Below are 25,709 nucleotides of genomic sequence, written 5' to 3'. Positions count from 1 at the left end.
CGCCCCGTTGCCCGGATAGCTCAGTCGGTAGAGCAGGGGATTGAAAATCCCCGTGTCCTTGGTTCGATTCCGAGTCCGGGCACCACTTATTCAGAGAACCCAGCCTATGGCTGGGTTTTTGCTTTTCTGTAGCCGGACTCTTCATCGAACTGCGTTCGATTATTCGCCGCACAGCGGCTCACCCCTTCGGGGCCAGCGCGACACGCGCGCTGTTCAACGCCTGCGGCGTTAGTCCGAGTACGGGCACCACTATTTAAAGAACCCGCCCACAAGGCGGTTTTTTGCTTTTCTACATCCGGACTTTTTCATCGAACTCCACTCTATGATCCCTGCCCGGCGGCGCTGCGCTTGCGCGGGCCTACGCTGTTTGAGCCTGCGGGAGGACCCGTAGGCCGGATAAGGCATTTATGCCGCCATCCGGCACAACCGCGGGTACGGCATCTGATGTATATCGCCAGGCGGCGCTGCGCTTGCGTGGGCCTACGCTGTTTGAGCCTGCGGGAGGACCCGTAGGCCGGATAAGGCATTTATGCCACCATCCGGCACAACCGCGGGTACGGCGTCTGATGCATATCGCCAGGCGGCGCTGCGCTTGCGTGGGCCTACGCTGTTTGAGCCTGCGGGAGGATCCGTAGGCCGGATAAGGCATTTATGCCGCCATCCGGCACAACCGCGGGTACGGCGTCTGATGCATATCGCCAGGCGGCGCTGCGCTTGCGTGGGCCTACGGACAATGAAACGCCTGCGCAAACGCAGGCCGTCAGGCAAACGCAATAAAGAAAGGTATTATTCGGCGGCGGTTTTCCCTTTGCCGGGTAGTCTGAACGCTTCGCCATAAGGCTTAGCAATGCCCATGCGATATTGCGTCTCTTTAGCCGCCTGGTGGAGATCGGCAAACTCCTCTTTCGGCGCCGGCGGACGTTGCGCCTTTTTCAGACACTGATTGCGATGGTGACGGATCCACTCTCGGTCCTCATCGTCCAGACAACGCTGCATCACCTCAATCCATCTGGATGCCGCCCGACGGTAGAGCCCGCAGGCTTCTAACCGCTCCGCAATACTGTCCCTTATTCTCATCCACCTCGCTCCTCTGATGCTTTCACGATATCTCATGGTATTCCGACACGTGAGCCGGAATACCATGGTAAAGTTAATTTATGACAAAACTATTCCTCTGCGGCGCAAGGAATATATTCATTATAATAATCGCTGTGCATAGCAAACCGCCATGGCGGTAATTACTTCCAAAGAGCTCCGGAATTATATGCCGGGCGCCACCCTGGATACCGACCGGTATCGACGGTTGTACCTATCAATATCTATTTAATTTATTACATTTCCATCATTACATACCTTGCGATATCACCCATTTCCTGTACAACCAGCCCTCATGGCGATCGACCGGACTGGTCCAGCAGTTTATTTTTGAAGATAAATAAGCAGGCTTCATTAAAATTATCTAACCCCAGTCGTTCATAAAGTGCGGTCCGCTTGCGGTAAAGGCTTTTTAGCGAAGTATTAAGATTCAACGCCACCTCCTCCATTGTCATCCCCGCCCCAAGAAAACGCAGCATCAGCTGCTCTGTCATACTTAAGCGCAGATTGTCGAACCACTCTTTGGTCAGCCGATTACTCTTCATCTCCAGGAAAAGCCCAAATAAGGTCGCCATATCGGCGGGTGATAATGACATGTTTAAAAACGATTTCAGGCTGAGTAAATGCTCTTCCCGATGGCGCATATCGAGGACAATACAGCATATTCGCTTTCTGGATTGTGCCGCCTCCATCACCAGATAATCATAATGACAAAGCGGCGAACGGCTATCAACCAGCAGAGAGAGTTCATCAACCTCATTATCTAAAATCGCTTTTCCGCTAGAATCTAACTGAATGATATCAGGGAAGAAATTCTTAACACCTTGAAAAAGATAGTGATCCTGGGTAACTAATATCATTGAATTTGCCACAAGTCGTCCCTTTAACATTTAATCAACAAATTCTCGTCAACCAGACATTATCCTTGCCCCTGAGGATCGCTCCGCATGGCGGTAAAAATAACGAGATCTGTGATTTATCATTAGCGCGGCATCTGAATCTGGCTGTGAAAAACCTCCCAGGGTTCGGACAGAAAATAAACGGATTAATTATAAATAAAAAAATCCCACAGAAAAGATGCTTTTTTTGCTATTAAGAATTTTTGTCAGAAATCATCTTAAATATCTATATAAAATCTTTCCCCTCACAGCAATATAAGCCACCAGGAAAATTTGAAACAAAATTCCAGCCAGCTTCATTTTTTATTTATTTCAGTAAGTTAAAGACATTGACTTCAACATGGCGATTCGAATTAAACCATTTTTACAGATTTATCTTAAAACTCAGCTCGTCATTTAACCATATTTATCCGCCGCGGTATCGGGTATAAATTATCCATTCAATTATCCACAGGAGATAGGTTTATTAGTTTGCAATAAGTCATTCACCCGCAGTGCCAGTCAGCTAAATGGGACCATCCTCATCCTTTAACTCACCGTCAAAGGACGGTCGTGTTGTGCAATGGATTCTTGATGAACATATGGCAAATAGAAATGGAAAGATCACCTTATTCAAATACGTTATTGTTTAATCGCAACACGAAACTCTCGCTATCAATCGGCGTGCTTTTGCTCTTCCCGACGCTGGTTCAGGGAGCGGACTCGCTCTATGACCAGCAGATCCTGCAAGCGCGTCAGGGCCAGTACGCCCCCTTTCTCTCATATCTTCAGCAGTACCAGCTACGGCATGCGTTAACCCCTTCTCAGGTAGCCGACTGGCTGCAGGTAGCCCTCTGGGCCGGCCAGGACGATGAGGTCGTGAAAATCTGGCGACGCTATCAGGTCTATATGCCGCTTCCCGCACGGGGCACCGCCGCCGCCGCGCAGGCTTTGCGCAACCAGAAACAGTGGCAAGCCTCGCTCCTCCTCTGGCAGCAGGCTCTCAGCCAGTCCCCTGACAGTGACGACTATCGTATCGGCTATATCAAGACGCTGGCCGATGCCCGCAAGGACGGCGAGGCGCTCAGCGAAGCGCGTCGCCTGGTGGCGGAGCAGGCGAGCGTGGCTCACCTGCAGACCCTCTCTTATGTCTACCTGCGGCTTGGCAAAAGCTGGGACCAGCTGCTGGTGGACACGCAGATCCTCGATCGCGAACCGCAGAACAAAGCCGCGCTGGCCAGCCTGATGGCGACCCTGACCCGCAACCGGATCGACTCACCCGCCTTCGGCCTCGCGAATAGCGTCGAACTGACGCCCGCGGAAAAGCGCAACCTGCAGCTGAACGCCGCCGCCGAGCTGGTGCGCCTTGCCGATACGCCTTCCCGTGAAGAAAATGCGCGTTACGCGCTGGCCCGCACGGCACTGGCGCAATACGACGCGATGATCGCCGCCTGGCGTCCCGATCCGCAGGCCGCCCCGGACATCACCCGGGCGCGCATTGACCGTCTGGGCGCGCTGTACGCCAACGCAGACTACGCGCAGATCATCCGCGAATACCAAAGCCTGCTCGCGCAGCAGCAGGTGGTTCCCGACTGGGCCATCGGCTGGGTCATCTCCTCTTATATCGCCCTTAAGCAGATTGAGCCTGCGTTGACGCTCATTCATCAGCATCCCTCGTGGTTGACGAGCCAACAGAATGAAGAACATGAGCTTTTCTACGCCCTGCTGGACACAGGTCAGTATCCGGCAGCGCAACGGTATGTCGCCCGCCTCACCCGGAATGCGCCCTACATCCGTCATCTCTACGGCTCGCCGACGCCCCAGCCGAACGACGACTGGCTCACCGCGCAGACGCTTAACGTGCACTATCTTTCCGCCACCAACGCCCTGCCGCAGGCCGAAGCCCGCATGCAGCGCCTGGCGGCGACGGCCCCCGGCAACCAGGGGCTGCAGATCGACTATGCCGCCGTGCTGCAGGACAGAGGGCTGCCGCGGGCTGCCGAACGCCAGTTGAAAGCGGCGGAAACCCTGGAGCCCGCCAGCCTGCAGCTGGAGCGCCAGCAGGCCTGGGTCGCTCTCGATCTGCAGGAGTGGCGGCAGATGGATCTGCTGACCGACGACGTTATCGCCCGCTCGCCACGGGATCTGAATACCCAACGCCTGGCCAAAGCCCGCGAAGTCCATCATTTCTCCGAGCTGCGCCTGAGCGTTGGCAAAGGGCTGCATTCCGACAACCCGGTGAGCGGTACCCACGACCTCAGTTTTGAGACGGCGATCTACAGCCCGCCGATAGCCGACAGCTGGCGGTTGTTTGGCGGCCACCGCTTTGCCAAAGGCAATTTTGAAGAGGGGACAGGCAGCCGTCGCCAGCTGTTCGCCGGTATTGAATGGCGCCCGCGCGACGCCTGGGGAGAACTTGAACTCTCCAGCGTCAATTTTCACGGCGAGAATAAGCCCGGCGTCCGCCTTTCCGCCGCGCACGACGTCAACGATCGCTGGCAGCTGGGCGGCGAGCTGGAGCGGATTTCGCAGCAGACGCCGCTGCGCGCGTTACGCAACGGCGTCAGCGCCAACCGCGGCGAAGGCTGGCTGCGATGGTATCAAAACGAGCGCCGGGAGTACCGCGTCAGCGTGGCCGCCAGCCGCTTTACCGACCACAACCGTCGTCAGGAGTACACCCTCTCTGGTAAAGAGCGCCTCTGGCAGACGCCGTGGTTAACGCTGGATCTGCAGCCCGGTCTGGCGGCCAGCGCCAATAGCCGCACTGACACCGCGTATTACAGTCCGGCCCGCGACCTCGCGGCCACCGCAGCGCTGACCGTCGATCACACGCTTTACCAGCGGTATGACACCGTCTGGAGTCAGCAGCTGCTCGCCGGCGGCGGCAGCTACTGGCAAAAAAATCACGCCGCCGGCGCGATAACGACGCTGGGCTACGGCCAGCGTCTGCGCTGGAACAACCTCGTCGACGCCGGGGTGATGCTGAACTGGGACAAACGCCCCTACGACGGTAAACGTGAAAACAACCTCGCCATCACTGTTGATGCAAACATACGGTTTTAAGGATGACCATGCTGAACACGACCCTGCGCAACGGCCTGATGCTTCTCGGCTGGCTGTGCCTTATCTTCAGCGTGCGTGCTGAGGAGGTCCCCTTCCTCGCCCCGCAGCAACGACCCCAGCTGGAGGCCAATAAACCCTGGCCGGCGGATCGCTTTCTGGTGCTGGCCTATCATGACGTCGAAGACGACGCCGCCGACCAGCGTTATCTTTCGGTGCGGACCAGCGCGCTTAATGAGCAGATCGCCTGGCTGCTGCATCATGGCTACCATGCCGTGAGCGTTCAGGACATTCTGGACGCGCATCATGGCCTTAAGTCGCTTCCGCCTAAGGCTTTTCTTCTCAGCTTCGACGATGGCTATAGCAGTTTTTATACCCGCGTCTGGCCGCTGCTTAAAGCCTGGAACGTTCCGGCGCTGTGGGCGCCGGTGGGCAGCTGGGTGGACACCCCCGCCAACCAGCCCGTTAATTTTGGTGGCCTGATGACGCCGCGCGATCGCTTCGCCACCTGGGAGATGGTGCGCGAGCTCAGCCGCTCGCCGCTGGTGGAGATCGGCGCGCACACCTGGGCCTCGCATTACGGCCTGCCGGCCAATCCGCAAGGCAGCCGCGAGCCCGCCGCCGCCAACCGAGGCTGGGATAAAACCACCGGCCGCTATGAAAGCGACGCGCAGTTTACCCGGCGAATGACCGATGACGTGCAGAAAGTAACGGCGAAAATCCACGACGTCGCCGGGAAAGCGCCGCGCGCCTGGGTGTGGCCCTACGGCGCCGCCAGCGGCAGCACTCTGGCCATCGCCAAACAGCAGGGGTATCAGCTGGCGTTTACGCTGAACGACGGCCTGGGCAACGTGAAGGATCTGGACAATATTCCGCGCATGCTGATCGCCGGTAACCCGTCGATCAAGGCCTTTGCCAACGCCGTAACCCAGATCCAGGAAGCCGATCCTGTTCGGGTGATGCATGTCGATCTGGACTATGTCTATGACCCCAATCCCGTCCAGCAGGCAAAGAATATCGATAAGCTGATACAGCGCGTCTATGACATGAAAATCAGCCACGTCTTTCTGCAGGCCTTCTCCGACCCGCAGGGCGACGGCACGGTCAAGTCGCTCTATTTCCCCAACCGCTGGCTGCCGATGCGCGCCGACCTGTTTAACTTCGTCTCCTGGCAGCTGCAGACCCGCGGCGGGGTGAAGGTTTATGCCTGGATGCCGGTGCTGGCCTTCGATCTCTCGTCCGATCTGCCGCGCGTTCAGCGCTGGGATCCGCAAACCGGGAAGGCGTTGCTTGCCCATCAGCCCTATGTTCGCCTGTCGCCCTGGGATCCGCGGGTTCGCCAGCAGATCACCGACATCTATGAGGATCTGGCCCGACACGCCAGCTTCAGCGGGATTCTGTTCCACGACGACGCCGTGCTGACCGATTTTGAAGACGTGAGCCCGGAGGCGGTCGCCGCCTGGCGGCAGAGTGGCCTGGCGCGCGATGCCGGCCCGGTGCCCCAGCGTCCGCAGGAGCGTGAAGCATGGATGCGTTTCAAAAGCCAAACCCTGACCCGCTTCACTCTGCAGCTGCGCCAGGCGGTGCAGGCCATCCGCGGCCCGCAGGTAAAAACGGCGCGTAATCTCTTCGCCCTGCCGATCCTGGAGCCGCAGAGCGAAGCCTGGTTTGCGCAAAATCTGGATGACTTCCTTGCCGCCTATGACTGGACGGTGCCCATGGCGATGCCGCTGATGGAGTCCGTGCCGATCGACGCCAGCCAGGCCTGGCTGACGCGGCTGGTGCAGACCGTCGCCCGCCACCCGGGCGCGCTGAAGAAAACCATCTTTGAGCTACAGGCCAGAGACTGGAGCCGACGCCAGCACAACGCCATTCCTGACCAACAGCTGGCGGACTGGATGCGTTTGCTGCGGCTAAACGGCGTCAAAAACTACGGCTACTACCCAGACGATTTCATTAACAATCAGCCTGATATCTCCCGTATCAGACCGCAATTCTCTTCCTGGTGGTACCCTGACCATGACTGATCGCATTATCGCATTGTGCATTTTATGCCTCGTATTCGGGCTACCGTTAGGCGTCGCAGCGGTATTTACCGGCGAGCTTATCCTCGACTTTGTCTTTTTCTGGCCGCTGTTTATGTCGGTGCTATGGATCACCGGGGGTCTGTACTTCTGGTTTCAGCTGGAGCGCCACTGGCCGTGGGGCGAGGATACCCCGCCGCCGACGCTGCCGGGCAATCCGCTGATCTCGATCCTGATCCCCTGCTTTAACGAGGAGAAAAACGCCCGGGAGACCATCAGCGCAGCGCTGGCCCAGCGTTACGCCAATCTCGAAGTGATCGCGATTAACGACGGCTCTTCCGACAACACCGCCCAGGTGCTGCAGCAGCTGGCGCAGGAGGAGCCGAGGCTGCGGGTGATCCACCTGGCCGCCAATCAGGGAAAAGCGGTGGCGCTCAAAGCGGGCGCCGCCGCCGCCCGCGGCGATTTGCTGGTCTGCATCGATGGCGACGCCCTGCTGGACCGGGATACCGCGGCATGGCTGGTCGCCCCGCTGATCCACTACCCGCACGTCGGGGCGGTCACCGGCAACCCGCGGATCCGCACCCGATCCACGCTGATCGGCCGCATTCAGGTCGGGGAGTTCTCGTCAATCATTGGCCTTATCAAGCGGACGCAGCGGATCTATGGCCGGGTCTTTACCGTCTCTGGCGTGATCGCCGCCTTCCGGCGCCAGGCCCTGGCGGACGTCGGCTACTGGAGCCCGGATATGATCACTGAAGATATTGATATCAGCTGGAAGCTTCAGCTCCGCCACTGGGACATCTTTTTCGAGCCGCGGGCGCTGTGCTGGATCCTGATGCCAGAGACCCTCAAAGGGTTATGGAAGCAGCGTCTGCGCTGGGCCCAGGGCGGGGCCGAAGTCTTTCTGGTCAACCTGCGCCGTCTGTTTCACTGGCAGCATCATCGGATGTGGCCGCTGTTTCTGGAGTATGCCTGCTCCACGCTGTGGGCCTTTGCCTACGCGGTCACCATCCTGCTGTTTATCCTCAGCCGCCTGATGCCATTGCCGGACAACCTGACCGTGCACAGTCTGTTTCCGCCTGAGTTCACCGGCATGCTGCTCGGCCTGATGTGCCTGCTGCAGTTCGTCGCCAGCCTGTATATCGAACGGCGCTATGAGAAAAAGGTGGCCAAATCCCTGTTCTGGGTGATCTGGTTCCCGATGGTTTACTGGATGATCGGCCTGCTGACCACGCTGGTCGCTTTTCCGAAGGTGATGTTGAAACGTCAACGTTCCCGCGCGCGCTGGGTGAGCCCGGACCGGGGAAAAGGAAGCCTGCGATGAATGAAAATACGCTCATCTTAACCGAACACCGCGTGCTGCCCCGGCTGGTGGACGCCGGCTTAACGCTGCTGGCCTGGCTCGGTTTTCTGTTCTTTCTTTACGCCAATTTGCTGATGCAGTTCATCGCGCCGCCCTCCCCGCGCTGGTCGTCGCTGATGGACTCCCTGAATACGGCGCTGGTGTATTTATTGCTTGCCGCGCTGAACGGCTGGCTGTTGATCCTCTGGTATCACTATAACCGACGCCGCGCCCACACCCGGCGTCACACCGCGGTGCTTACCCTGCGGGATGAGGAGCTGGCCAGCAGCTTTAACGTCGCCCCGCAGATCATCTCCGAAATGAGTCGCTATAATTTGCTGACCGTTTACCACGATCACATTGGTCAGATTATTGATTTAAAAAGCCACGCGCTGCCGCCGCCCGAGGAGAGGGATCATGAATGATAGCAGGGCCGCCCTCGGCGGCCCTGACCGGGTAACGACGCCGCCGATCAGCCGCCGGCTTTTTTAATCGCGGCTTCGAGCGAGGCTTTATCCGCCAGCCCCGGGAAGACGGTGATGCTGGCTTCCGTGGCGCCGGTGGTCGGCATCACGATCACGCCCGGCGTGCCGCTAAGACCAATCTCCTGCGCCAGGTCGTTAATGCTCTGCAGTACCGGTTCGACGTCGCTGGCCTTCTTCGCATCAAAGCCGGCTTTCTTCGCCTGCTGCTGGATATCCGCCGTCGTCAGCTTGCCTTCGTTATGTCCGGTGGCGTAGATCCCGTTATGGTAGGTCAGATAGGCATCCGCCCCTTTCTGCTGATAGATCTGCAGGCCGGTTTTCGCTGCTTCCAGCGAGCTTTCCCAGCGGCCGCCAAAGATAGGCCACTCTTTAAAAGCGAAGCGGGTCTGCGGATGCGCTTTAATCACCTGTTCCATCACCGGCGCCAGCCGGCTGCAGTAGACGCACTGGTAGTCAAAGAACTCAATCACCGTGACTTTGCCGTTGGCCGGGCCGTAAGTCGGGGTATTTTTATCCTGGGTCAGCAAGGCGGCATTCTTCAGCACCGCCTGGGTGGCCGCGCTGGCCTGTTGCTCAGCCTGAATTTGCTGCAGTTTCTGGCTTGCCTGCAGGAGAACTTCCGGGTGGGCGACCAGGTAATCGGCGGCGATTTTGCCGATTTGCGCCTCCTGTTCCGGGGTGAAGGTCGCCGGCGCGTCAGCGGCAGAGGCCATCGCCGGCAGTAAAGCAGCGCTCAGCAGGGCGACAGAGAGGTATTTCTTGTGGCCAGACATAGTGGGGATCCTTGCGATAAGTGAACGGCAGGTGTGTCTGTATGACAAAATATCACCCTTTTTCGCCGAAGCCTTGCCCGACGGCGCGTTGATTCGTAACTTTATTTTTCAGGCTCAGGTTCCACGCGCGTCGGCGCGGGCCGGCGCCAGCGGTCAACGCTCACCGGGCGGAGTCCCCTGCGCAGCGGCTTTTCGTGGTATTTATTTCAGGTGGTTTCTCTCAATATGTATGCGTTTCTTCAACAATGGGACATGGCAGTGATTATGCTGCAGATTGTCGCCATCGACTTACTGCTGGGCGGCGATAACGCCGTGGTGATCGCCATGGCCTGTCGCAAACTGCCGCCGCAAAAACGCACCAAAGCGATCGTCATCGGCACCGTAGGAGCCATCCTGGCGCGCATCCTGCTGCTGGCGATCGCCCTGTATCTCCTGTCGCTGCCGTGGCTGAAAATAGTCGGCGCGTTGCTCCTGCTGTGGATTGGCATCAAGCTGGTCAGTGATGAGGAGGACGAGAGCGAGGTTGCCAGCTCAGGCAGCCTGTGGCGCACCGCAGTCACCATCACCGTAGCGGATGTGATCATGTCGCTGGATAACGTGCTGGCGGTGGCTGCCGCAGGCAAAGGACACATTGCGCTGGTCGCCCTCGGCGTGGCGATCAGCATCCCGGTTATCGTCGCCGGCAGCAAACTGGTGCTAGCCCTGCTCACCCGCTTTCCCGCGGTGGTGCTGCTGGGCGGGATGCTCATCGGCTGGATTGCCGGCTCAATGCTGGTCAGCGACCCTACCCTCCGCCAGCTGTTTCCCACTGCCGGCGAGGGCATGGCGCGCCTGGCCGGCGCCATCGGCGCGCTGCTGGTGCTGTTCGCAGGCTGGCGCCGTCGTCAGCGGCCGCAGGCGAAAGACTAGCCTTGCCCAAGGCGCCGTTGACCCCGACGGCGTCAAGTTTCTGCCACTTTTCTTCCCCTTCAGGGCGCATTTGCCCTACGCTTTATACAGACGCCTGATCCAGGGAATATGTAACCACCGCACTGAGCATAGATGAGATAACAGCATGGAATTGAAGGATTATTATGCCATTCTCGGGGTGCAACCAACCGACGATCTGAAAACCATCAAGACCGCCTACCGCCGCCTGGCGCGCAAGTACCACCCCGACGTCAGTAAAGAAAACGATGCCGAAGCCAAATTTAAGGATCTCGCCGAAGCCTGGGAAGTCCTGAAAGATGAGCAACGGCGCGCGGAATACGATCAGCTCTGGCAGCATCGCAACGATCCCGGGTTCGGTCGCCAGCAGCAGACCCACGAGCAGAGCTACAGCCAGCAGGATTTCGACGACATCTTCTCCTCCATGTTTGGCCAGCAGGCGCATCAGCGTCGCCGCCAGCACGCGGCGCGCGGCCACGACCTGGAGATCGAGGTCGCAGTGTTCCTTGAAGAGACGCTGGCCGAGCAAACCCGCACCATCAGCTATAACCTGCCGGTGTATAACGTGTTCGGCATGATTGAAAGCGAAACGCCGAAGACGCTGAATGTGAAGATCCCCGCCGGGGTAGTCGATGGTCAGCGTATCCGCCTGAAAGGCCAGGGGACGCCGGGCGAAAACGGCGGCCCGAACGGCGATCTGTGGCTGGTGATCCACATCGCCCCGCACCCGCTGTTCGACATCGTGGGACATAACCTGGAGATCGTCCTGCCGCTGGCGCCGTGGGAGGCCGCGCTGGGCGCCAAAGTCACGGTGCCCACCCTGAAAGAGAGCATTCTGCTGACGGTGCCGCCGGGTAGCCAGGCAGGGCAGCGCCTGCGCATCAAGGGCAAAGGGCTGGTGAGCAAAACCCACACCGGCGATTTGTTCGCCGTTATTAAAATTGTGATGCCGCCAAAACCAGATGAAAAAGCGCGTGAGCTCTGGCAACAGCTGGCCACCGCCGAAGCCAGCTTCGATCCGCGTAAGACATGGGGGAAAGCCTGATGGCTACAGTAACAGTGACGTTTACCATTACCGAATTGTGCCTGCGTACCGGGGTGTCGGAAGAGGAGCTGACGGAGATTGTCGGCTTAGGCATGATTGAACCGCACCAGCCGCAGGCGGACGCCTGGCTGTTCGACGACAGCGCGGTGACGATTGTCCATCGCGCGGTGCGCCTGCGTAACGAGCTGGAGCTGGACTGGCCGGGGATCGCGGTAGCGCTGACCCTGCTGGATGAGAACGCGCGGCTGACCCGCGAAAATCGCCTGCTGCAGCAGCGCCTGGCCCGCTTTCTCGCCCACGGATAGGGGCGACATCCCGCCTAGCGGCGTTCCATCTTCGCGCCGGGTGGCGGCTACGCCTTACCCGGCCTACAAATGATACCGGCCCCACCCTTTGCACTGGATTTGTAGGCCCGCGCAAGCGCAGCGCCGCCGGGCATGGTCACTGAGATGGCACCGTCTTCGCGCCGGGTGGCGGCTACGCCTTACCCGGCCTACAAATGAGATCGGACCCACCCTTTGCACTGGATTTGTAGGCCCGCGCAAGCGCAGCGCCGCCGGGCATGGTCACCGAGATGGCACCGTCTTCGCGCCGGGTGGCGGCTACGCCTGACCCGGCCTACAAATGACATCGGGCCCACCCTTTGCACTGGATTTGTAGGCCCGCGCAAGCGCAGCGCCGTCGGGGAAAGCGCTTAATCCGGCAGCGAACCGGCGAGGTTGCGCGCCGAAACGCTCTCGCTCACCGGCGCGGGCGGCTCCGGCGCCTTAGCCGGGGCGGCCGCTGGTGCGGCTGTCGGGGCGGAAGAGGCCGGCTGGATCTCAAGGAACGAGGCCAGCATCTTGCGCAGCGTTTCCGGTTTCGTGTCTTCCGCCAGCAGCGCCGCCAGCATCGACGGCAAGCGGCTATCGACTTCCCCTAACGCCAGTCCCGCCAGCAGCGCCGTGCGCGACATATCGCCACGGTCGCCGCGATGGTGGGCCTCAATTTTTGCGTCCGCGAAGCGCTCGCTGGCGCTGATATCCGGGCGCAGGTAAATCAGCACTTTTCTGCGTTCCAGAGTCATAGACGCTCCTTAGCCAATAATTTTCAGACCACGCACCAGGGCGAACTGCGGCTCTTCAGCCACCACGAAACGGTCCTCACGCAGGCCCATACGTTCACGAATGGCATCGGCAACCAGCGGCGCGCCGCCGCCAATCACGATGGCATGCGAGTAGCCTTTAAAGCTATCGATAGCCGTCAGGACGCGGGTGGTCAGACGTTCGATGCTGTTATTGATCACCTTTTTCACCTCAGAAACCGCATCCGGATCGTTAATGTTATCGGTCAGATACTCTTCGTCGTGGCGATTGATAATGATCTGGTCGACGTTATAGCTTGAGGTATCGGTGTTAGCCCGCGCCAGCGCCAGCTTAACGGCGTCGGTCACCAGCGATACGCCCAGCTTCGGATCGCCGTAAATGCGCGAAACCGAGGTCATCTGCCCGGCTACCATCGAGATATCGAGCGTGGTGCCGCCGAGGTCGATAATCAACACCGAATGGGAGGGCTTGAGTTCATCACACAGGCTAATGCCCGCTGGAATCGATTCCGGGCGCACGGTGACTTTTGTGATGTTGAAGACCACGCCTTTATTCAGCTTAACGTCGCGCAGCAAGCTCTTTTTCTTGCGCTCAATGTTGTCGAGGCGATATTGCGCATCCTCGTCATAAAATTCAGTCAGCGGCAGCGTCACGACGATTTCGACGTCCTGCGGCTCAAGACCGCTGGTCAGCAGCGCGTGATGGACAGCGATGGAGTTCAACGGGCTGTACTGCCAGTCAATATTATTGGTCGGGAGCGCATCGGGGGTGATCAGGTCGAATGAGTACTTTTCATCATCCACGGTGTAGTTAAAAGGCTTCCCGGAACCGAAGGTGGCAGACCAGCCGCGTTTAAAACTGTTGGGGCTGATATGGGTGAAAGTTTCGCCATCTTGCTCCCACAGCATTTTGATATTGGTTGAACCATCATCGATAAAAATGCGCATCGCATTGCTCCATCACTGAGACAAATAAGAGAAAAATGTAACACCCAACAAGCGTAGCAAGAGTTAAAAAGCAGCGCAAGAGCACGAAAAAGAGACAATTCTGAGTTTTATTTGAGAACAAATGGAGCTAATGGCAACTCCGTGCGCATAAAAAGAGACCATTTTGAGATAAATTAGAGAAATACGTTTTTCTCTTTTTGCCCGTTTCGACGCTCATTTTTGTCCAAAAAGAGGGCATCCCTCCCCTCTTTCGTCAGCGGTTTTTGAACGCTTTTTACACCTGGTTGGGTACCACAATGGGCCGTTCCGGCTCAGCCACATTTTCCGGTACCCGGCGATATTTATCCAGCAGGTGAATCTGAATGCGACGCAGCATATCGCCGTTGAGCTTGTAATAGCGGAAATAGAGCAACAGCGTCAGGGCAAAAAAGAGCGTCGGCAGCGCAATCATAATCGCCTGCATCCCCAGCAGCGTCTGGGACGACTGGGCCACATTCGGCACGTAACCGATGATACCGAGCACAATGGCGATAAACCAGGCCGCGAACGCCGAGCCCGCTTTCACCACCAGCGTCTGCACCGAATAGGCGATACTTTCGCAGCGGATGTTCATCGTATATTCGCCGTAGTCGACGGTATCGGCCACCATAATAACCTGCAGCACCCAGAACAGCGCGGTACCGATATTCAACAGCACCCCAGCCAGCGAAATAAGCGCGATGTTATAGACCCCGCTCAGCGCCATCAGCAACAGCACACCACAGCCCAGCACCGGTATGATCGAAGCGCCCGCCCACAGAATGCGCCGCGACAGCCCTTTCACCAGCCGCGGAAACAGCACTAACGTCAGCAGGTTCGCCGCGCCGGCGTAGGACATGTAATACGGGAACATCTCTGCGCTGCCAATCACGTAGGTAAAGTAGTAAATCGCAAAGCCAGCGATAATATTCGCCGCCGTGTTATAAGCCAGCGCCATGCCCAACAGGCAGGCCAGCTGATCGTTTTTATAGATCAGCGCCACCATCTGGCGCAGTGAGAGATGGCTGGCATCCTCGCTCACGCCGCTATCCGAGGAGTAAACCTCGTGGACGTTGCGCAGCGTGACGAGGGTGGAAACCACGAAGAAGGCGATCAACACCAGGGTGAACATCTGGAAACCGAAACCGCGGTCGGCGCCGCCCACGGCGCTGACAAACGGCAGCGTGACGCCGGCAGTGACGAATCCCGCCAGGCTGGCGAAAAAGCGTGGATACGGCACCAGCTGTTCACGTTCGCGTTTATCAAGGGTAATGGTCGGCACCAGCGACCAGAACGGCACATCCATGATGGTGTAGGTGAACCCCCACAGCAGATAGGTCAGCCACACCCATGCCAGCAGCGCCCCGCCGGAGAAGTGATGGGCGCTGAACAGCATATACAGCACTACCGAGTTGGTTATCGTGCCAATCAGGATCCACGGTTTGAATTTCCCCCATCGCGATCGCGTACAGTTGACGATCCAACCCATGATCGGATCGGCTATCGCATCGAGGATCCGCGCCACCAGAAACAGGGTGCCGACCACCCCAACCGACAGTCCAACAATATCGGTGTAGTAATACATCAGATACATGTAGACGATACCGATAGCGAAATCTTTACCAAAGGCACCAAATCCGTAGCTGAGCTTTGTTGTCATTGAAATACTCATAGGGTACAGGTCGCTGTCGCCAGCGCCTCCTTCAGTGTTTGATAGAGCATGCAGGACGCCGCCGGGTCGTTGCCCCCGGCGGCATGAGAAGATTAACGATGCAGCCAGGCCGGCAGCCAGTCGCCGTGGCTGGCGATCAGATCGTCCACCAGCGCGTAGATCTCTTCGATCCCCAGCACCGCAGCGGTGTGCGGATCCATCATCGTGGCGTAATAGACGTAATCGCGATTTTCGGTGAGGATCGCCTCCGTAAGCAGCGTCTGCACGTTGATATTGGTCTGCATCAGCGCCGCCAGATGCGCCGGCAGCGCACCCATTTTGGTCGGCTGAATGCCGTTGGCGTCCACCAGGCAAGCCACTTCCACGCAGCAGCCCTGCGGCAGGTTATCGATAAGGCCGTCATTGCGTACGTTGCCATACACCACGCTTGGCTCGCCGGTCCAGATGGCGTTCATGATGGTGCTGGCATACTCGCGGGATGGCTTCACCTCGATGCGCTCGCCGCGCTGATAGCTCTCCAGCTCCTGATGCCAGTTGGCCAGTTGCTCGACGCAGCGTTTCGGGTATTCATCCAGCGGCACTTTATAGCGGGCGATAAGGTCCTCGCGGCCCGGCTTGATAAACCATGGCGTGTATTCGGCAAAATGCTCCGACGACTCGGTCACAAAGTAGCCGAGCTTTTTGAACATCTCATAGCGGACGATGTTTTCGCAGCGCGGGTTGCCGTGCAGGTTAGGCTTCGGCGCGCGCCCGTCAGCGTAGGCCTGCAGCAGGTCGGGATAAAGGTTGACATAGCTGCCGTCGGCGAGCTTTTTCTCCAGCGAGAGATAGAACGCCATATGGTTAATCCCGGCGCAGCGGTAGCGTAAATCCGCCGGGTTGAGGTCAAGATCGCGCGCCAGTTCTTCCGCCGTTCCCTGCACCGAGTGGCACAGGCCAACCTGTTTAATATGCGGGTAGCGGGCGTAGATGGCCCAGGTGTTCATCGCCATTGGGTTGACGTAGTTAAGCAGGGTGGCGTCCGGGCAGACCTCGGTCATGTCGTCGCAGATAGCCCATAGATGAGGTATGGTGCGCAGGGCGCGCATAATGCCCCCCGGACCCAGCGTATCGGCGATGGTCTGCTCCAGGCCATGGCGTTTACAGACCTCAAAATCAGTGACGGTACAGGGCTCATAGCCGCCAATCTGGAAGGCGACCACAACGAAATCAGCGCCCTGCAGGGCGGTTTTGCGATCGCGATGGCAGCTGATTTCGCCCTTCGCGCCGACGGAATCCATCAGCTTGCGCACCACGGTATGCGACTCTTCCAGCCGGGTGTCATCGATATCCATCAGCGCGACATGCGCCGATTTCAGCGCCGGGCGCTGGAAAACATCACCGAGAATATTTTTAACGAACACCGTCGAACCGGCGCCGATAAAGGTAATTTTTGGGGCGGTCATTACGCTCTCTCCATCAGGTCATTGAACCCTTGCAGAGTGGCACGCCGTTCAGCGTTGCGCTGCCCTGTTCCAACCGGAGCATTCCCGAAAGCTCAGATCGGCCATTAAGCGCCACAAAATCTGAGTTTTCGGGAACAGATTGCGCAAAAAGGAGAGAAAATGGGCCGATTCTTCCGCTAAGCTGTCGTCAGTTCTGGCGAAAAATGCAGCCACTCTGACAATTCAGGAATACGCTAACGATGGAATACCGCTTCACCTCCCTGCCCCCCGATCCCTTTATGTGCAGCAGCGATGAAAAGCAGAGCCGCAGCCCGCTGGCGCTCTACTCTGAGTATCAGCGTATGGATATCGAGCTGCGCCCGCCGCACGCCATGCCTACCAGCCACTGGCATGGCCAGGTGGAGGTCAACGTGCCGTTCGATGGCGACGTGGAATATTTGATTAATAACGAAGTGGTGCGCATAGAGAAAGGCTATATCACTCTGTTCTGGGCCTGTACGCCGCATCAGTTGACCCGCCCGGGGGATTGCCAGCAGATGGCGATCTTTAACCTGCCGATGCATCTGTTTCTCTCATGGCCGCTGGACCGGGAGCTGATCAACCACGTCACTCACGGGATGGTGATTAAATCCCTCGCCGCCCAGCAGCTGAGCGCCTTCGAGGTGCGCCGCTGGCAGCAGGAGCTGAACCACGACAATGAACAGATTCGCCAGCTGGCGATCGATGAAATCGCCCTGATGCTGAAGCGGCTGAGCCTCGCCGGCTGGCAGCCGATTCTGGTCAACAAAACCTCGCGCACCCATAAGAACAGCGTCTCGCGCCATGCGCAGTTTTATGTCAGCCAGATGCTGGAATTTATCGCCGCCCACTACGACCAGGCGCTGACCGTCAATGCCGTCGCCGAGCACGTTAAGCTCAACCCGAACTATGCGATGGGGGTATTCCAGAGAGTGATGCAGCAAACCATGAAGCAGTACATTACCGCCATGCGTATCAATCACGTGCGGGCGCTGCTGAGCGATACCGACAAGACCATCCTGGATATCGCCCTCACCGCCGGTTTCCGCTCCAGCAGCCGTTTCTACAGCACCTTTACCCGCTACGTGGGGATGCCGCCGCAGCAGTACCGTAAACTTAGCCAACAGCGTCGTCACGGTCTGGCCCTGCCGGAGGCATAAAAAATGCCGCCGGGGTTTCCCCAGGCGGCATGGTTTATCGTGAAAAACGGTTAGTCGTTGATACGCGGATGCTGCTGCACCAGTCGCGACCGTTTTGCCTGCAGATCGGCAATCTCCTGATCGATATCTTCGATTTTTTGTTCGATGTTATCGTAGTGCTCGCCAAGGATTTCTTTCGCTTCCTGGATGTCCGATGCCGCCGGGGTCGCTCCTTTCAGCGGACGGTTAGCGGTCTCTTTCATCGACAGGCCCGTGGCCATACCCACCATGGCGATCACCATCAGGTAGTACGCCGGCATCATCAGGTTCTGCGTGGTTTCCACCAGCCACGCCGCCAGGGTTGGCGTCAGACCGGCAATCAGCACCGAGATGTTAAAGGCGCTGGCCAGGGCGCTGAAGCGGATATGCGTCGGGAACATCGCCGGCAGCGAGGAGGCCATCACCCCGATAAAGCAGTTCAGCACCACCGCCAGCAGCAGCAGGCCGGCGAAGATCAGGCCAATCACGTTGCTGTTGATCATAATGAAGGCCGGGATCGACAGGGCAAACAGCGCCACGCTACCAATCAGGATAAACGGACGGCGGCCGAAACGGTCGCTGAGCATGCCGATAACCGGCTGCACAAACAGCATCCCGACCATGATGGCGATGATGATCAGCACCCCATGGTCTTCCGAGTAGTGCAGGTTATGCGACAGGTAGCTCGGCATGTAGGTCAGCAGCATGTAATAGGTCACGTTAGTGGAAATCACCAGACCGATACAGGTCAGCAGGCTGCGCCAGTGCTTCGTGGCAATCTCTTTAAAGGAGACCTTCGGCCCGTCCTGCAGACCTTCACGGTCGCCCTGCTCCATGGTGTCCACATGCTGCTGGAACGCCGGGGTTTCTTCCAGCGCATGGCGCAGATAGAGCCCGATGATGCCTAACGGCAGCGCCAGGAAGAACGGGATACGCCAACCCCACTCAAGGAAGTTCTGTTCCCCCACTACGCTGGAGATCAGGACCACCACGCCAGCCCCCATCACAAACCCGGCGATGGAGCCAAAGTCCAGCCAGCTGCCCATAAACCCGCGTTTACGGTCAGGGGAGTATTCCGCGACGAAGATCGATGCCCCGGTATATTCACCACCGACCGAGAAACCCTGCGCCATTTTACACAGCAGCAGCAGGATCGGCGCCCAGATACCTATCGTGGCATACGAAGGAATAAGGCCGATACAGAAAGTACTTATCGACATGATCACGATAGTTATCGCGAGAATTTTCTGCCGACCATATTTATCGCCCAGCATCCCGAAGAACAGGCCGCCCAGCGGACGTATTAAAAATGGAACGGAAAAGGTACCGAGTGCGGCAATCATCTGCACGCTTGGGTTGGCATCGGGGAAGAAGACTTTACCTAAGGCGTAGGCCACAAAGCCGTAGACGCCGAAATCGAACCACTCCATCGCGTTGCCCAGGGAGGCCGCGGTGATCGCCTTTTTCAGTTTACCATCGTCGATGATGGTCACATCCTTAAGGGTGATGGGCTTTATTTTTTTCCTTTTAAGCATATTTTTCCTCTGCTACTCCGCCTTGAGTGCACGCCTCTTCGCCGAATGGCAAAGCCATTCGCATCGTGCGTCAGGAGCGGTGAATTGCTGTGCTCCTCATTTCAAGCGTAGCAGGTTTGCCTGCACTGTCTGCTGACAGAATGTACAACCGAACCTGTTGACGCCTGCTCTGGCTACTGGTGAATAAATAGAGCGGCTCATCGTGATAATTGATGAAATTGACCTGCTCCCCTTTTTTACCCTAACAGTGTTTATATCTGCGATCAACTTCACATAAATTTACCGCCTAATTACAGAGTGCCGGAAAATAAATAAGTTCATTTCCTGCCGATCGCCCGGAAATTATTTCGTCGATTTTGCTCCACCTCGGGCGGTTAATTTCAGCGTTTATTCGCTTCTTCCCGGAATAACACCACGGCTATTTTTTAGCAAAAAAACACCCGACAAAAGTGGGTGATTGCGCTATAATCACACCCACTTTCGGCTCTCAGCCGCTGTTTAAAGGACCAACGTCCTGTTTTTCGACGACATCACGAGGAACGTCATGCAACTGCCACACTGCCCAAAATGCGATTCGACTTACACTTATGAAGACAACGGCATGTACATCTGCCCGGAATGCGCCCATGAGTGGAACCCTGCCGAAGCCACGGAAGAAACCGACGTTCTGATCGTTAAAGATGCCAACGGCAATTTACTGGCCGATGGCGACAGCGTCACGGTAGTGAAGGATCTGAAGGTTAAAGGCAGCTCTTCAATGCTGAAAATCGGCACCAAAGTGAAGAATATCCGCCTGGTCGAAGGCGATCACAATATTGACTGCAAAATTGACGGTTTTGGCCCGATGAAGCTGAAATCTGAATTCGTCAAAAAGAACTGATTTATTTCCGGGCAGGCGACGCGATTATTTTCCCCTATCGCCGTCGCCGCTCCCGATATCCTGACGGTCCCTCGCCTCCCTGCGTATCCGGTTATTTATCCGGCCAGCCGCCGCTATTTATGCAGCCCCCTGCAGCGGTATTCCCACCCCATTTTCGCGCTGCCGTCTGGCTCAATCCCGCTGCGGGCGACTACGCTTTACGGGTTACGGTCACTGAGGTATTCACCATGTCCTTAAGTCCCTACCTTGCCTTTGCGGGCAACTGCGCCGAGGCGATCGCTTTCTATCAGCAGACGCTGGGCGCGGAGCTGATGTTTAAAATGACCTTTGGCGAAATGCCGCCTTCGGCGCAGGAAGCCTCTGACGGCTGCCCGTCTGGCCAGAAGATGGCGAATGACGCCATCGCCCACGCCAGCCTGCGCATCGGCAACGGCGAGCTGATGCTAAGCGACAGCGCCTTCGGGCCCGATGTACACTACGCCGGCTTCACCCTCGTCCTCGATCCCAGGGATGTCGCTGAAGGTCAGCGCTGGTTCGAAGCGCTGGCGGTCGGCGGACGCATTGAGATGGCCTGGCAGGAAACCTTCTGGGCCCACGGCTTCGGCAAAGTCGTGGATCGCTTTGGCGTTCCCTGGATGATCAACGTGGTCAAACAAGGCTGACCCCGCCAGGGCGGCCTGGCCGCCCTGTCATCCGTCTGGCATTAACTCTTCATCCTTTAGTCATCATCACTTAACCGAACTGCAACATAAACCGGTCAGGATCGGCTCACAACGCGAGGAAGCTCCTCGCCTATGCTGTGTGAGGCTTGATGACCATGCACCTGTCCAGACATCCGACCAGTTATCCCACGCGCTATCAGGAAATCGCCGCCCGGCTTGAGCAGGAGTTGCGCCACCACTATCGCTGCGGTGACTATCTGCCCGCCGAGCAGCAGCTGGCGACGCGCTTCGACGTTAACCGCCACACCCTGCGCCGGGCGATCGACCAGCTGGTTGAGCGCGGCTGGGTACAACGCCGTCAGGGCGTGGGCGTGCTGGTGCTGATGCGGCCGATCGATTACCCGCTCAACGCCCAGGCGCGTTTCAGCCAAAACCTGCTGGAACAAGGCAGCGATCCCACCAGCGAAAAACTGCTGTCGGTACTGCGCCCCGCCAGCGCGCACGTTGCCGAAGCCTTTGGTATTAGCGAGGGCGAGAACGTCATTCATCTGCGCACCCTGCGCCGGGTCAATGGCGTCGCCCTGTGCCTGATTGACCACTACTTCGCCGACCTGCGCTTCTGGCCGGTGTTACAGACCTTCAGCCACGGCTCGCTGCACGACCTGCTGCGCGATCGGCTTGACGTCGAACTGACCCGGGTGCGCACCAAAATCAGCGCCCGTCGCGCACAGGCGAAAGAGAGCAAACTGCTGGAGATCCCCAATATGGCGCCGCTGCTCTGCGTCCGCACCCTCAACAGCCGCCAGGGCGAGCAGGCCGCCACCGAATACTCCGTCAGCCTCACCCGCGCCGACATGATTGAATTCACCATGGAGCACTGAATGCACTTCGATACCGCCACCCGCCAGCGCTGGATGTCCGTGCTGGCCCACAGTGAACCGCAAGATCTTCTGGCGCGCATGCACTCCCTGCAGCTGGCGCCGGAGTATGAACTGATCCGCACTCCCGAGACTGGCCTGGTGCAGCTTCAGGCCCGGATGGGCGGTATCGGCGACCGTTTCTTCGCCGGCGACGCCACGCTCACCCGCGCCGCGGTACGTCTGGCCGACGGAACGCTCGGCTACAGCTGGATCTTAGGCCGCGACCGCCCGCACGCCGAACGCTGCGCGGCCATCGACGCCCTGCTGCAGTCACCCCGCCATTTTCACAATTTAATGGAAACCCTGATAACCCCGCTGGAAGCGCTACGCAGCGCGCGCATTGAAGCCCGACGCGCCGAAGTCAACGCCAGCCGGGTCGACTTCTTTACCCTGGTTCGCGGAGATAACGCATGACCTTACAACCCGCTTTTTCCCTGGCTGTGCAGGATGCCCAACACAGTTTTCGTCGCCTGCTGAAAGCGATGAGCGAGCCGGGGGTGATTGTCTCCCTGCAGCAGTTACAGCACGGCTGGCAGCCGCTGAACGTCGCTTCCACCAGCCTGCTATTGACCCTTGCCGATCACGAAACGCCGGTCTGGCTCGCCAGCGCTCTGCATAACGATCTGGTGGGACAGAATCTGCGCTTTCATACCGGCGCGCCGCTGGTGGACCAGCCGCAGCAGGCGGTCTTTGCCGTCGCCAATGACGGCATCAGCGCCGAGCAGCTCAACGTCCTCTCCGCTGGCACCGTCACCGCCCCGGAGACCGGCGTCACGCTGATCGTTCAGCTCGCCAGCCTTAGCGGCGGACGCATGCTGCGCCTGACCGGGGCGGGCATTGCCGAAGAGCGAATGATCGCCCCTCAGCTGCCGGACTGCATCATTGACGAACTGACGGAGCGCCCACACCCGTTCCCGCTGGGCATTGATCTGATCCTCACCTGCGGCGAGCGCCTGCTGGCGATCCCGCGCACCACTCACGTGGAGGTTTGCTAAATGTACGTTGCCGTCAAGGGCGGCGAGAAGGCGATCCGCGCCGCTCACGCCTTACAGGAACAGAAACGACGGGGCGATGGACGGCTTCCCGAACTGAGCGTTGACCAGATAGGCGAACAGCTCAATCTGGCGGTGGACCGGGTGATGACCGAGGGCGGCATCGCCGACCGCGAACTGGCGGCGCTGGCGCTCAAACAGGCCAGCGGCGATAACGTCGAAGCGATCTTCCTGCTGCGCGCCTACCGCACCACCCTGCCGCGGCTGGCGGTTAGCGAACCGATCGACACCGCCAAAATGCGTCTCGAACGCCGCATCTCGGCAGTGTACAAAGATATCCCCGGCGGCCAGCTGCTGGGCCCCACTTACGACTACACCCACCGCCTGCTCGATTTTACCCTGCTGGCAAACGGCGAAGCGCCTTCTGTGCAGCAAGCCGAGTGCGACACGCAGCCGACGCCGCACGTCTTTAGCCTGCTCACGCAGCAGGGTCTGGCGAAGGCCGAGGAAGATCGCGGCACACCGCCCGACGATATCACCCGCACCCCGCCGGTCTACCCCTGCTCACGTTCTTCGCGCCTGCAGCAGCTAATGCGCGGCGATGAAGGCTACCTGCTGGCGCTGGCCTATTCGACTCAGCGCGGCTATGGCCGCAACCATCCGTTTGCCGGCGAGATCCGCAGCGGCTACGTGCAGGTGGAGATTGTCCCGGAAGAGCTGGGCTTTAGCGTCAATATTGGCGAGCTGCTGCTCACCGAATGCGAAATGGTCAACGGCTTCGTCGCCCCGCAGGATGAGCCGCCGCACTTCACCCGCGGCTACGGTCTGACCTTCGGCATGAGCGAGCGCAAAGCGATGGCCATGGCCCTCGTCGACCGCGCCCTGCAGGCGGCGGACTATGACGAAGAGATTGCCGGTCCCGCCCAGGATGAAGAGTTTGTGCTGGCCCACGCCGATAACGTTGAAGCCGCCGGCTTCGTCTCGCATCTGAAGCTGCCGCACTATGTCGATTTCCAGGCCGAACTGGCGCTGCTGAAACGCCTGCAACGGGAGAACGAACGTGGCTAACCCACTGACTGGCTATAACTTTGCTTATCTCGACGAGCAAACCAAGCGCATGATCCGCCGGGCTATTCTCAAAGCGGTAGCCATTCCCGGCTACCAGGTGCCGTTCGGCGGTCGCGAAATGCCGATGCCCTACGGCTGGGGCACTGGCGGCATCCAGTTGACCGCCAGCGTCATCGGCGAGAACGACGTGCTGAAGGTGATTGACCAGGGCGCCGATGACACCACCAACGCGGTGTCGATTCGTCAGTTCTTTAAGCGTGTTACCGGCGTCGCCACCACCGAGCGTACCGAAGACGCCACCCTGATCCAGACCCGCCATCGCATCCCGGAGACGCCGCTGGTGGAGGATCAGATCCTGATCTACCAGGTGCCGATCCCGGAGCCGCTGCGCTTTATCGAGCCGCGTGAAACCGAAACCCGCACCATGCACGCCCTGGAAGAGTACGGCGTGATGCAGGTGAAACTGTATGAAGATATCGCCCGCTTCGGCCATATCGCCACCACCTACGCCTACCCGGTGAAGGTCAATGGCCGCTACGTGATGGATCCCTCGCCGATCCCGAAATTCGATAACCCGAAAATGCATATGATGCCGGCGCTGCAGCTGTTCGGCGCCGGGCGCGAAAAGCGGATCTACGCCGTGCCGCCCTATACCCCGGTGGAGAGTCTCGATTTCGACGACCACCCATTTACCGTCCAGGAGTGGGATGAACCCTGCGCCATCTGCGGCTCGCGCCACAGCTACCTCGACGAAGTGGCGCTGGATGACAGCGGCCAGCGGATGTTTGTCTGCTCCGATACCGACTATTGCCGCCAGCAGAGCGAGGGGCAGAAAAAATGAACCAGCCATTACTTGCTGTGAATAACCTGACCCATCTCTACGCCCCGGATAAAGGTTTTCGCGATGTCTCCTTCGAGCTGTGGCCGGGAGAAGTGCTCGGCATCGTCGGCGAGTCCGGCTCCGGTAAAACCACCCTGCTGAAGGCAATCTCCGCCCGCCTGACGCCGCAGCGGGGCGAGGTGCTGTACCAGCAGCGCTCGCTGTACGCCATGAGCGAAGCCGAACGCCGCCGCCTGCTGCGCACCGAATGGGGGGTGGTGCATCAGCACCCAATGGACGGTCTGCGTCGCCAGGTCTCCGCCGGGGGCAACATCGGCGAACGGCTGATGGCCACCGGCGCCCGCCACTACGGCAACATTCGCGCCACCGCTGAAAAGTGGCTGCAGGAGGTGGAGATCCCGCCCTCGCGCATCGACGACCTGCCCACCACCTTCTCCGGCGGCATGCAGCAGCGTCTGCAGATTGCCCGCAATCTGGTCACCCAGCCGAAGCTGGTGTTTATGGATGAACCCACCGGCGGGCTGGATGTGTCCGTGCAGGCGCGGCTGCTTGATCTGCTGCGTGGCCTGGCGGTGGAGCTGAATCTGGCGGTAGTGATTGTTACCCACGATCTCGGCGTCGCCCGCCTGCTGGCGAACCGACTGCTGGTGATGAAGCAGGGCCAGGTGGTGGAAAGTGGCTTAACCGACCGGGTGCTCGACGATCCGCACCATCCTTATACCCAGCTGCTGGTGTCGTCGGTGTTGCAGAATTAATGCTGTTTTGCCGGGTGGCGGCTGCGCCTTACCCGGCCCACAGGTGCGTTATTCGTAGGCC

24 protein-coding genes, 1 tRNA gene and 1 pseudogene are annotated in these 25,709 nt (G+C 58.8%); 18 read left to right on the top strand and 8 right to left on the bottom strand.

The annotated features are described in order from the left end of the window. Positions 1-9: 9 nt before the first annotated feature. Positions 10-85 (top strand) — tRNA-Phe (locus CE636_RS17025). 701 nt (positions 86-786) lie between these two features. Here CE636_RS17025 and CE636_RS17015 read toward each other — a convergent pair. Then, complete coding sequence (locus CE636_RS17015) at positions 787-1,077, bottom strand: PerC family transcriptional regulator (RefSeq protein WP_004153693.1); 291 nt, start codon at positions 1,075-1,077, stop codon at positions 787-789. A 311-nt stretch (positions 1,078-1,388) separates the two neighbouring features. Continuing rightward, positions 1,389-1,955, bottom strand: a complete 567-nt coding sequence (locus tag CE636_RS17010; RefSeq protein WP_004206400.1) for a helix-turn-helix transcriptional regulator — start codon at positions 1,953-1,955, stop codon at positions 1,389-1,391. 633 nt (positions 1,956-2,588) lie between these two features. Between CE636_RS17010 and pgaA the strand changes: the two genes are divergently transcribed. Genes pgaA through pgaD form a run of 4 tightly spaced genes read left to right on the top strand, consistent with a single transcriptional unit; the run spans position 2,589 to position 8,827 of the window. Continuing rightward, on the top strand, positions 2,589-5,036 hold the full coding sequence (pgaA, locus tag CE636_RS17005; protein WP_164852364.1) for a poly-beta-1,6 N-acetyl-D-glucosamine export porin PgaA: 2,448 nt from the start codon (positions 2,589-2,591) through the stop codon (positions 5,034-5,036). An 8-nt stretch (positions 5,037-5,044) separates the two neighbouring features. After that, positions 5,045-7,060 (top strand): poly-beta-1,6-N-acetyl-D-glucosamine N-deacetylase PgaB, encoded by a 2,016-nt coding sequence (gene pgaB / locus CE636_RS17000; protein WP_017900079.1) that lies wholly within the window; start codon positions 5,045-5,047, stop codon positions 7,058-7,060. Further along, complete coding sequence (pgaC, locus tag CE636_RS16995; protein ID WP_017900080.1) at positions 7,053-8,384, top strand: poly-beta-1,6-N-acetyl-D-glucosamine synthase; 1,332 nt, start codon at positions 7,053-7,055, stop codon at positions 8,382-8,384. Before pgaB ends, pgaC begins: the two co-directional genes overlap by 8 nt. After that, positions 8,381-8,827: a poly-beta-1,6-N-acetyl-D-glucosamine biosynthesis protein PgaD gene (pgaD, locus tag CE636_RS16990; RefSeq protein ID WP_017900081.1), complete on the top strand. Its 447-nt coding sequence runs from the start codon at positions 8,381-8,383 to the stop codon at positions 8,825-8,827. The genes pgaC and pgaD overlap by 4 nt, the downstream gene beginning before the upstream one ends. Positions 8,828-8,874: 47 nt before the next feature. Here the strand turns inward: pgaD and CE636_RS16985 are convergent, their stop codons facing one another. Further along, on the bottom strand, positions 8,875-9,660 hold the full coding sequence (locus CE636_RS16985) for a DsbA family protein (protein ID WP_017900082.1): 786 nt from the start codon (positions 9,658-9,660) through the stop codon (positions 8,875-8,877). A 225-nt stretch (positions 9,661-9,885) separates the two neighbouring features. Here CE636_RS16985 and CE636_RS16975 point away from each other — a divergent pair, with 225 nt between their 5' ends. The 3 genes from CE636_RS16975 (at position 9,886) to cbpM (ending at position 11,937) form a co-directional block, all read left to right on the top strand. After that, the gene (locus tag CE636_RS16975; protein ID WP_017900084.1) at positions 9,886-10,569 is read left to right on the top strand and encodes a TerC family protein; all 684 of its coding nucleotides are present in this window, start codon (positions 9,886-9,888) and stop codon (positions 10,567-10,569) included. Between the two features lie 145 nt (positions 10,570-10,714). Further along, the gene (gene cbpA, locus CE636_RS16970) at positions 10,715-11,632 is read left to right on the top strand and encodes a curved DNA-binding protein (protein WP_017900085.1); all 918 of its coding nucleotides are present in this window, start codon (positions 10,715-10,717) and stop codon (positions 11,630-11,632) included. Continuing rightward, a complete protein-coding gene (gene cbpM, locus CE636_RS16965) occupies positions 11,632-11,937 on the top strand; it encodes a chaperone modulator CbpM (RefSeq protein ID WP_020481009.1) in 306 nt (101 codons plus the stop codon). The genes cbpA and cbpM overlap by 1 nt, the downstream gene beginning before the upstream one ends. Before the next feature lie 389 nt (positions 11,938-12,326). On the opposite strand, the gene CE636_RS16960 is transcribed toward cbpM, so the two are convergent. From CE636_RS16960 to CE636_RS16945, 4 genes are all read right to left on the bottom strand, one after another. Then, on the bottom strand, positions 12,327-12,698 hold the full coding sequence (locus CE636_RS16960; protein WP_017900087.1) for a plasmid partitioning/stability family protein: 372 nt from the start codon (positions 12,696-12,698) through the stop codon (positions 12,327-12,329). A gap of 9 nt (positions 12,699-12,707) precedes the next feature. Next, complete coding sequence (gene parM / locus CE636_RS16955; RefSeq protein ID WP_004146678.1) at positions 12,708-13,664, bottom strand: plasmid segregation protein ParM domain-containing protein; 957 nt, start codon at positions 13,662-13,664, stop codon at positions 12,708-12,710. Positions 13,665-13,938: 274 nt separating this feature from the next. Next, positions 13,939-15,354 (bottom strand): melibiose:sodium transporter MelB, encoded by a 1,416-nt coding sequence (gene melB / locus CE636_RS16950; RefSeq protein ID WP_017900088.1) that lies wholly within the window; start codon positions 15,352-15,354, stop codon positions 13,939-13,941. A gap of 92 nt (positions 15,355-15,446) precedes the next feature. Then, the gene (locus tag CE636_RS16945; protein WP_004206386.1) at positions 15,447-16,799 is read right to left on the bottom strand and encodes an alpha-glucosidase/alpha-galactosidase; all 1,353 of its coding nucleotides are present in this window, start codon (positions 16,797-16,799) and stop codon (positions 15,447-15,449) included. Positions 16,800-17,038: 239 nt separating this feature from the next. Between CE636_RS16945 and melR the strand changes: the two genes are divergently transcribed. Continuing rightward, entirely contained in the window at positions 17,039-17,977 is a 939-nt protein-coding gene (gene melR, locus CE636_RS16940) for a transcriptional regulator MelR (protein WP_004206385.1), read from the top strand. A 50-nt stretch (positions 17,978-18,027) separates the two neighbouring features. Here melR and proP read toward each other — a convergent pair whose 3' ends face one another. Next, a complete protein-coding gene (gene proP, locus CE636_RS16935) occupies positions 18,028-19,530 on the bottom strand; it encodes a glycine betaine/L-proline transporter ProP (RefSeq protein ID WP_004206383.1) in 1,503 nt (500 codons plus the stop codon). Positions 19,531-19,717: 187 nt separating this feature from the next. Between proP and CE636_RS29580 the strand changes: the two are divergent. From CE636_RS29580 to phnK, 9 genes and pseudogenes are all read left to right on the top strand, one after another. Beyond that, a pseudogene (locus CE636_RS29580) lies at positions 19,718-19,987 on the top strand (hypothetical protein). A gap of 87 nt (positions 19,988-20,074) precedes the next feature. After that, positions 20,075-20,410, top strand: coding sequence for a zinc ribbon domain-containing protein YjdM (locus CE636_RS16925; protein WP_004206382.1), 336 nt, complete (start codon positions 20,075-20,077; stop codon positions 20,408-20,410). Positions 20,411-20,637: 227 nt separating this feature from the next. Beyond that, entirely contained in the window at positions 20,638-21,072 is a 435-nt protein-coding gene (gene yjdN / locus CE636_RS16920; RefSeq protein WP_004206380.1) for a VOC family metalloprotein YjdN, read from the top strand. A 155-nt stretch (positions 21,073-21,227) separates the two neighbouring features. Beyond that, a complete protein-coding gene (gene phnF, locus CE636_RS16915; protein WP_004206378.1) occupies positions 21,228-21,953 on the top strand; it encodes a phosphonate metabolism transcriptional regulator PhnF in 726 nt (241 codons plus the stop codon). After that, positions 21,954-22,406, top strand: coding sequence for a phosphonate C-P lyase system protein PhnG (gene phnG / locus CE636_RS16910; protein ID WP_004206376.1), 453 nt, complete (start codon positions 21,954-21,956; stop codon positions 22,404-22,406). Next, a complete protein-coding gene (gene phnH / locus CE636_RS16905; protein WP_004206375.1) occupies positions 22,403-22,987 on the top strand; it encodes a phosphonate C-P lyase system protein PhnH in 585 nt (194 codons plus the stop codon). The genes phnG and phnH overlap by 4 nt, the downstream gene beginning before the upstream one ends. Further along, positions 22,988-24,052, top strand: a complete 1,065-nt coding sequence (locus CE636_RS16900) for a carbon-phosphorus lyase complex subunit PhnI (protein ID WP_017900090.1) — start codon at positions 22,988-22,990, stop codon at positions 24,050-24,052. Then, complete coding sequence (locus tag CE636_RS16895) at positions 24,045-24,893, top strand: alpha-D-ribose 1-methylphosphonate 5-phosphate C-P-lyase PhnJ (RefSeq protein ID WP_017900091.1); 849 nt, start codon at positions 24,045-24,047, stop codon at positions 24,891-24,893. Before CE636_RS16900 ends, CE636_RS16895 begins: the two co-directional genes overlap by 8 nt. Beyond that, positions 24,890-25,648 (top strand): phosphonate C-P lyase system protein PhnK, encoded by a 759-nt coding sequence (gene phnK, locus CE636_RS16890; RefSeq protein ID WP_004206373.1) that lies wholly within the window; start codon positions 24,890-24,892, stop codon positions 25,646-25,648. Before CE636_RS16895 ends, phnK begins: the two co-directional genes overlap by 4 nt. Positions 25,649-25,709: the final 61 nt, after the last annotated feature.

The organism is Klebsiella sp. LY (genome assembly GCF_004010915.1).
Lineage (GTDB): Bacteria > Pseudomonadota > Gammaproteobacteria > Enterobacterales > Enterobacteriaceae > Klebsiella > Klebsiella quasipneumoniae.
This window is presented reverse-complemented; position numbering and strand designations above follow the sequence as displayed.

What these genes read in the sequence shown, in the direction of transcription:
- proP (WP_004206383.1), bottom strand. Translation starts at nt 19,530, where the DNA reads ATGCTTAAAAGGAAAAAAATAAAGCCCATCACCCTTAAGGATGTGACC.
- phnK (WP_004206373.1), top strand. Translation starts at nt 24,890, where the DNA reads ATGAACCAGCCATTACTTGCTGTGAATAACCTGACCCATCTCTACGCC.
- pgaB (WP_017900079.1), top strand. Translation starts at nt 5,045, where the DNA reads ATGCTGAACACGACCCTGCGCAACGGCCTGATGCTTCTCGGCTGGCTG.
- CE636_RS16975 (WP_017900084.1), top strand. Translation starts at nt 9,886, where the DNA reads ATGTATGCGTTTCTTCAACAATGGGACATGGCAGTGATTATGCTGCAG.
- CE636_RS16900 (WP_017900090.1), top strand. Translation starts at nt 22,988, where the DNA reads ATGTACGTTGCCGTCAAGGGCGGCGAGAAGGCGATCCGCGCCGCTCAC.
- phnF (WP_004206378.1), top strand. Translation starts at nt 21,228, where the DNA reads ATGCACCTGTCCAGACATCCGACCAGTTATCCCACGCGCTATCAGGAA.
- pgaD (WP_017900081.1), top strand. Translation starts at nt 8,381, where the DNA reads ATGAATGAAAATACGCTCATCTTAACCGAACACCGCGTGCTGCCCCGG.
- CE636_RS16985 (WP_017900082.1), bottom strand. Translation starts at nt 9,660, where the DNA reads ATGTCTGGCCACAAGAAATACCTCTCTGTCGCCCTGCTGAGCGCTGCT.
- cbpA (WP_017900085.1), top strand. Translation starts at nt 10,715, where the DNA reads ATGGAATTGAAGGATTATTATGCCATTCTCGGGGTGCAACCAACCGAC.
- yjdN (WP_004206380.1), top strand. Translation starts at nt 20,638, where the DNA reads ATGTCCTTAAGTCCCTACCTTGCCTTTGCGGGCAACTGCGCCGAGGCG.
- CE636_RS16945 (WP_004206386.1), bottom strand. Translation starts at nt 16,799, where the DNA reads ATGACCGCCCCAAAAATTACCTTTATCGGCGCCGGTTCGACGGTGTTC.
- melB (WP_017900088.1), bottom strand. Translation starts at nt 15,354, where the DNA reads ATGAGTATTTCAATGACAACAAAGCTCAGCTACGGATTTGGTGCCTTT.
- pgaA (WP_164852364.1), top strand. Translation starts at nt 2,589, where the DNA reads ATGGAAAGATCACCTTATTCAAATACGTTATTGTTTAATCGCAACACG.
- melR (WP_004206385.1), top strand. Translation starts at nt 17,039, where the DNA reads ATGGAATACCGCTTCACCTCCCTGCCCCCCGATCCCTTTATGTGCAGC.
- cbpM (WP_020481009.1), top strand. Translation starts at nt 11,632, where the DNA reads ATGGCTACAGTAACAGTGACGTTTACCATTACCGAATTGTGCCTGCGT.
- phnH (WP_004206375.1), top strand. Translation starts at nt 22,403, where the DNA reads ATGACCTTACAACCCGCTTTTTCCCTGGCTGTGCAGGATGCCCAACAC.
- pgaC (WP_017900080.1), top strand. Translation starts at nt 7,053, where the DNA reads ATGACTGATCGCATTATCGCATTGTGCATTTTATGCCTCGTATTCGGG.
- CE636_RS16925 (WP_004206382.1), top strand. Translation starts at nt 20,075, where the DNA reads ATGCAACTGCCACACTGCCCAAAATGCGATTCGACTTACACTTATGAA.
- CE636_RS17015 (WP_004153693.1), bottom strand. Translation starts at nt 1,077, where the DNA reads ATGAGAATAAGGGACAGTATTGCGGAGCGGTTAGAAGCCTGCGGGCTC.
- CE636_RS17010 (WP_004206400.1), bottom strand. Translation starts at nt 1,955, where the DNA reads ATGATATTAGTTACCCAGGATCACTATCTTTTTCAAGGTGTTAAGAAT.
- parM (WP_004146678.1), bottom strand. Translation starts at nt 13,664, where the DNA reads ATGCGCATTTTTATCGATGATGGTTCAACCAATATCAAAATGCTGTGG.
- phnG (WP_004206376.1), top strand. Translation starts at nt 21,954, where the DNA reads ATGCACTTCGATACCGCCACCCGCCAGCGCTGGATGTCCGTGCTGGCC.
- CE636_RS16960 (WP_017900087.1), bottom strand. Translation starts at nt 12,698, where the DNA reads ATGACTCTGGAACGCAGAAAAGTGCTGATTTACCTGCGCCCGGATATC.